Consider the following 5947-nt stretch of genomic DNA (forward strand, 5'->3'; position numbering starts at 1 on the left):
ATCGGTAAGAATAGGCTTTTTCCATACCTCACATTTTAGCATATATTTCGTAAATGTGCTAATATTTAACAGCAAAGCCGCCGTAAAACGGCGGGGTTTCAGACCCAAATTTTCGATGATGACCGCTCTCTACGAGGAAGATTTTGTTCTCTGGACAGAAAAAACCGCCGAACTGTTAAAGAGAAAAGAGTTTGACCTGGTGGACTGGGAAAACCTGATCGAAGAGGTGGAGTGCATGGGAAAAAGCGAGAGACAGGCAATAACGAGTTTATTAACTGTTTTAATCGAACACTTGCTAAAACTATCCTATTGGGAATCGGAAAAAGAACGGAATGCCCGTCACTGGATAGTGGAGATCGCGGCTTTCCGATCGCAATTAGAACAAAAAATAGATAGTGCCACCCTCGTCAACCATGCCCGCGATTCTTGGGAGAAAGCCTATTTAACCGCTAGAAAATCCCTGATTAACGCCAGAATCGTCGATAAAAATGCGATTCCCCTAGAGTCTATATTCACCCTCGAACAGGTATTAGACGGGGATTGGTTCCCCATCGATATCGAACCTTTTTTGGAAACCCGTCTATAAATTGCGATCAAGTCCCAGCAAAACCATCAGGAGTATAAACGAATATAACCGAATATGAAAGATATCGAGCAAATCCGCCGCCAAATCATCGAACGCTACCAACAATTATCGGCACTCGATCAGGTGATTGTCCGTCTTTTTTCCCTAATCTATGAACCGATCGCCCGCAGCACTTTTCTAGACTGTTTAAATCAAGCCCATTACCGCGACGAGAACAACCGGCGATTTAACGGCCAAACCCTGAAATCCCATTTAGATCGCCTCCTAGAAGCGGAAGTAATCATCCAGGACAAAGGCTATGGGCTGCGCTGTCATCCCCTCCTCGTCGAGATTGCCAGCCGTGATAGCGTTAGCAAGGGGGAATTCAAGCGTTTTGCCGAGATCATCAAGGACAAACTGCCGCAACCCCGAACTCGTTGGGATGAAAGCCTAGTTTTTCAGGGAAAAGAGCAATTAATCCGAGAAATCCGTCTGGCCATCTATTGTCAGGATTTCAACTCGGTCGAACAACAAATCGCCGATTATCAGAAAACCAGCTATTCTTCCCCAAAAACTAGCCTAGAAGACCTTCTGGTTCTCATCTACGATAACCCCTTCGATGGGGATTGGTTACGGACGCAACCGACCAAATTTCAGGCGTTAGCACTAAATAGCATTCTTGTCAAGGCTTTTGAAAAAATAACTCGCGCCGATGGAGCTTTTTCCCTCCTAGAAGAACTCTGTCAAGACCAGACCAGTGTTTCCGAAGCCCATTTGTGGCTCGAACAGGCAATCATCCGAGGACAAAGCGATAAAGTGCGTCGGTATCTCGATCGCCCCTTCCCGGAAAGCCAAGCAGCAGCAATCGGGGCGATCCGGGGTTGGATTGCCTTTCTAGAGGGGAAAAACAGCAAAGCGATCCAAGAATATACCCTCGCCCTTAAAGCCCTAAAAAAAGCCAAAGGAAAACAAAAAATCTATTTTTCTTCAATTAGCGGCTTCTCCTTTATTTTTGCCCTCCTCAAAGAAGGAACCCCCGAACGTCTCGCGGAAGCCGCCAGCTATACCAGTTGGGTGACGCGTCAAAACGATCATCCTTTCAGTCCTATCTATGCCCGTCTGGAAAAAATCATCGTTGCCCGTCAGGGAGATATACAGGCCAAAGACGCAATCATCGACGCGGCGATCAATCCCTACCAAATGGGCCAGGGTCTAGAGACTCTTCTCTATAGTATCTGTCTCTACTGGATGAGTAGCGACATCGCTAAAAAACATCTGCCCCGCCTACTCTTGCCTCTCTACAAAGATGCCAAGGCGGCTGGCTACCATTGGTTAGCCCTGGAAACCGGGGCCCTACTGTCCCGACTCGATCGAGCGCCGGAAGCGGAGGTGGTTATAAAATGGCATCTCTCTTCCCCCCTGGTGGATGCGATCGAACCCCAAGAAGCTTGGCAACTGTGCCTGAATGCCTTGACTAATCTGTGCGCGCCAACACCAACCCCGGGTAAATCTAACCCCGTCTTCCGCCTTGCTTGGTTTCTCTCTATCCATTCCGAGGATTATTTCCTGCAACCAAAAGAACAGAAACTCGACGCGCGGGGTAATTGGAGTCGTGGCCGTCCCGTCTCCCTTAAACGTCTGCGAAAAACCGGGGAAATTGACTATTTAACCCCGCAGGATCTGAAAATTTGCGCCCATATCTTCGTGGAATCCAGTTACTATGGCCAGAACGAGTATCACTTTGAGCGCCGGGCTATTATCGAACTGATCGGTCATCCCCTGGTGTTTTGGGAAGATTCCCCCAGAACGCGGGCAGAAATCGTCGCCGGGGAACCGGAATTGCGAGTAAGTAAGGAAAAATCGGGTAAATTAATCCTCTCTTTACTGCCCGATCTCAGCGATCACCAAGAAGTGCTGATTTGGAAAGAAACCCCCACTCGCATTAAGGTAATCGAAGTCAAGCCAGAACACCGAAGCATCGCCGACATTATCGGCAAAAGCAACCGCTTAGAAGTCCCCGACAAGGGCCGGGAAAAAGTCCTGGCCGCGATCAATTCCCTGTCCGGGATAGTGACAGTACATTCCGATATCGGCGGAGGAAAAGCAGCCCGGTCAGTGGCAGCCGATAGTCAACCCCGGATTCATCTCTTACCGGCTGGGGAGGGTCTAAAAGTGGCGGTTCTCAGTCGTCCTTTTGGGGCAGCCGGTCCCTATTTCCAGCCTGGAAAAGGGGGAGAAACAGTAATCGCCGAGATTGAGGGGGAACGGCTGCAAACAACTAGGGATCTGGCCCTAGAGAAAAAACTGGCCCAAACAGCGATCGATTCTTGTCCGATCCTGATCAGTTTTGAGGAGGAAAATGGGGAATGGCGGCTAGAAAATCCGGAGGATTGTCTAGATCTACTGCTAGAATTGCGGGAATTAAACGATAGCGTCCTCGTGGAATGGCCGGAAGGGGAAAAATGGCGGGTGACGCGTCAGCTTCGATTACAAGACCTACACCTAAATATCCACAGTCAACGGGATTGGTTTGCGGTCAGTGGGGAACTGCACCTAGAGGAGAAATCAGTCCTGAGTATGCAGGAGTTGATGAAACTGCTAGAGGGATCGCCGGGGCGGTTTATTCCCCTCGGAGATGGTCAATTTCTCGCCCTAACCGAGGCATTTCGGGAACGGTTACAGGAAATGCGTGCTTTCTCGGAAAAGTCCGGCGACGGTTTGCGGTTTCATCCCTTCGCTGCCCCGATTCTCTCCGAACTGACTGAGGAAGTGGGACAACTCAAGGCCGATAAACGTTGGCGCGACAATTTACAACGCTTTCAGGAGAGTCAGGATTTTACCCCGGAAGTCCCCTCAACTCTACAGGCAGAATTGCGCGACTATCAACTGGAAGGCTTTCGCTGGTTAGCTAGGCTGGCCCAGTGGGGGGCCGGGGCCTGTTTGGCCGATGATATGGGATTAGGGAAGACTTTACAGGCCCTGGCAGTAATCCTTACCCGCGCCTCGGAGGGGCCGACTTTAGCGATCGCTCCTACTTCAGTCTGTTTGAACTGGATTAGTGAGGCGGAAAGGTTCGCACCCACCTTAAATATCATCCAATTGGGAACAGGCGATCGGCAAGCACTACTCGATCGACTGCAACCCTTCGATCTGTTGGTCTGTAGCTATGGGTTATTACAGCAGGAAGAAGTGGCCACCATGTTGGCTGGGGTAGAATGGCGGACAATCGTTCTCGATGAGGCCCAAGCGATTAAGAATTTCTCCACCAAGCGATCGAAAGCAGCCATGAATCTGCGGGGGGATTTTAAATTAATCACCACGGGAACACCGATCGAGAATCATTTAGGGGAATTATGGAATCTTTTCCGTTTTATTAACCCCGGATTGTTGGGATCCTTGGAAAGTTTTGATCGCCGTTTCGCCACCCCGATCGAAAAATACGGCGATAAAACCGCTCGCGAACAGTTAAAAAAACTGGTGCGGCCTTTCCTTCTCCGGCGCACAAAAAACCAAGTTCTGGCGGAATTACCGCCGCGTACCGAGATTTTAGTCCCGATCGAGTTAAGCGTCGAGGAGAAGGCGTTTTACGAGGCCTTACGGCGGCGTGCTTTGGAGAAATTAAGCGAGAGTGACAGTACCGCCGGAGCGAAACATCTCCAGGTACTGGCAGAGATCATGAAATTACGCCGGGCCTGCTGTCATCCGCAGTTAGTGGCTCCAGATTTGGATTTAGCCGGCTCGAAATTGTCCCGTTTCGGGGAAATTCTGGATGAGTTATTAGATAATCAGCATAAAGCCTTGGTGTTTAGTCAATTTGTTGATCATTTAGCCATTATCCGCAGTTATCTCGATCAAAGGCAGATAAAATATCAATACCTCGATGGTAGTACCCCAGCCAGCGATCGGCAGAAACAGGTGAAAGCTTTTCAAGCGGGGGAAGGGGACGTATTTTTAATTAGTTTAAAGGCCGGGGGGACAGGATTAAATCTCACCGCGGCCGATTATGTTATCCATCTTGATCCCTGGTGGAATCCCGCAGTGGAGGATCAGGCCTCCGATCGCGCCCACCGCATCGGCCAAAAACGTCCGGTGACGATTTATCGCTTAGTGGCCAAGGATACGATCGAGGAAAAAATTGTCGATCTGCACCACCATAAACGCGATCTCGCCGATAGTTTATTGGAGGGGACCGACGCCAGCGGCAAGTTATCTACCGACGAATTATTACGCTTAATGGCCGAGGGATAAAAATATCCCCGACGCGGTTTAAACTAACTTTTTGATAGCTGCTACTAACTGCTCGATTTCTGATGGCAAAGTGAAATAATGAACACAGGCACGCACACAGAGGGGGTCGAGGAGAGTTCGCAGTAAAAACCCTTGTTTTTCTAGCTGTTGCACTAAATTTTGTGGGCTGATGGTCGAGTCAATTTGAAAGGAAACTAAACCAGATTCTGGCGGAGAATTTTTTAAACATTTCACCCCTTTAATTGTGTTTAATTCTCCCCAGAGATAGGCTGCTAATTGACAGATTTTTTCGTATCTTTGTCCCCCATCACCCCAGGCGTTATGTACCGCAATAGTTGCCCTTAAACCCTCAAATTGAGGATAGGCAGAAGTGGCCACTTCAAAGCGTCTAGCATCGGGTTTCCAACCGATAGGCTGTCCTTGCTTATCTGTTTCAATACCTCGCCAACCGATAAAAGTGGGCTGTAAACTAGGGAAAATTTCGGGACGAATATACAATCCTCCCACACCGGCCGGTCCACACCACCATTTATGACCTGTAAAAGCATAACAATCGGCGGCAGTGGCGCTTAAATCCAAGGGCAAACAACCCACGGATTGGGCAGCATCCACCACCACTAAAACGGGTTTTTCGGTGACAGAATTATCATGACAAAGTTGCGAGATTTCCTTGAGGGGTAAAACCTGTCCAGTATTCCAGAGAACATGACTGACCACCAAAACCCTAGTTTTGGGACGTAAATGAGCGGAAATCACTTCTATCGGGTTGCCGCCGTTTAAAGTTTCCCGAATAGGACAAGTGGAGATTTCCAGATGATAACGACGGGCAATTTCCCGAACCGTGGCGATAATTCCGGGGTGTTCACAATCGGTTAGTAAAATATGTTCCCCCGCTTGCCAATCAACCCCCCAGAGGGCGATATTACAGCCTACAGTGACATCCTCGGTGATAGAGAGAGTGCTGGGGCTAATTCCCAACTCCTGAGCCATTTCTTGCCTGAGAAGTTCCGTTTTTTTGGTAATCCAATCGTTTACCCGTCCTGAAAAAGGCCCCTTTTGTTGGAGAAAATTATGGGCATCGATAATCGCTTCTAATCCCGCCTTGGGCAAGGTTCCCTGACCACCGAAATTAAA

3 protein-coding genes are annotated in these 5947 nt (G+C 49.0%); 2 read left to right on the forward strand and 1 reads right to left on the reverse strand.

The features are described 5' to 3' along the window. The first annotated feature begins 115 nt into the window (after window positions 1-115). Window positions 116-586 carry a DUF29 domain-containing protein gene (locus PX484_RS19380; RefSeq protein WP_287670847.1) on the forward strand — a complete coding sequence of 157 codons (471 nt, stop codon included), beginning with the start codon at window positions 116-118 and terminating at the stop codon, window positions 584-586. 54 nt (window positions 587-640) lie between these two features. Continuing rightward, window positions 641-4813, forward strand: a complete 4173-nt coding sequence (locus PX484_RS19385; RefSeq protein WP_287768069.1) for a DEAD/DEAH box helicase — start codon at window positions 641-643, stop codon at window positions 4811-4813. Between the two features lie 18 nt (window positions 4814-4831). Here the strand turns inward: PX484_RS19385 and PX484_RS19390 are convergent. Beyond that, on the reverse strand, window positions 4832-5947 hold a 1116-nt coding region (locus tag PX484_RS19390), incomplete at its 5' end, for an aminotransferase class V-fold PLP-dependent enzyme (protein ID WP_288105179.1).

The sequence above is a fragment of the Microcystis sp. M49636_WE2 genome (assembly GCF_030065375.1).
Taxonomy (GTDB): Bacteria; Cyanobacteriota; Cyanobacteriia; order Cyanobacteriales; family Microcystaceae; genus Microcystis; species Microcystis aeruginosa_C.

Bases quoted from the DNA above. Each gene is read 5' to 3' on its own strand.
- PX484_RS19380 (WP_287670847.1), top strand. From the start codon at position 116: ATGATGACCGCTCTCTACGAGGAAGATTTTGTTCTCTGGACAGAAAAA.
- PX484_RS19385 (WP_287768069.1), top strand. From the start codon at position 641: ATGAAAGATATCGAGCAAATCCGCCGCCAAATCATCGAACGCTACCAA.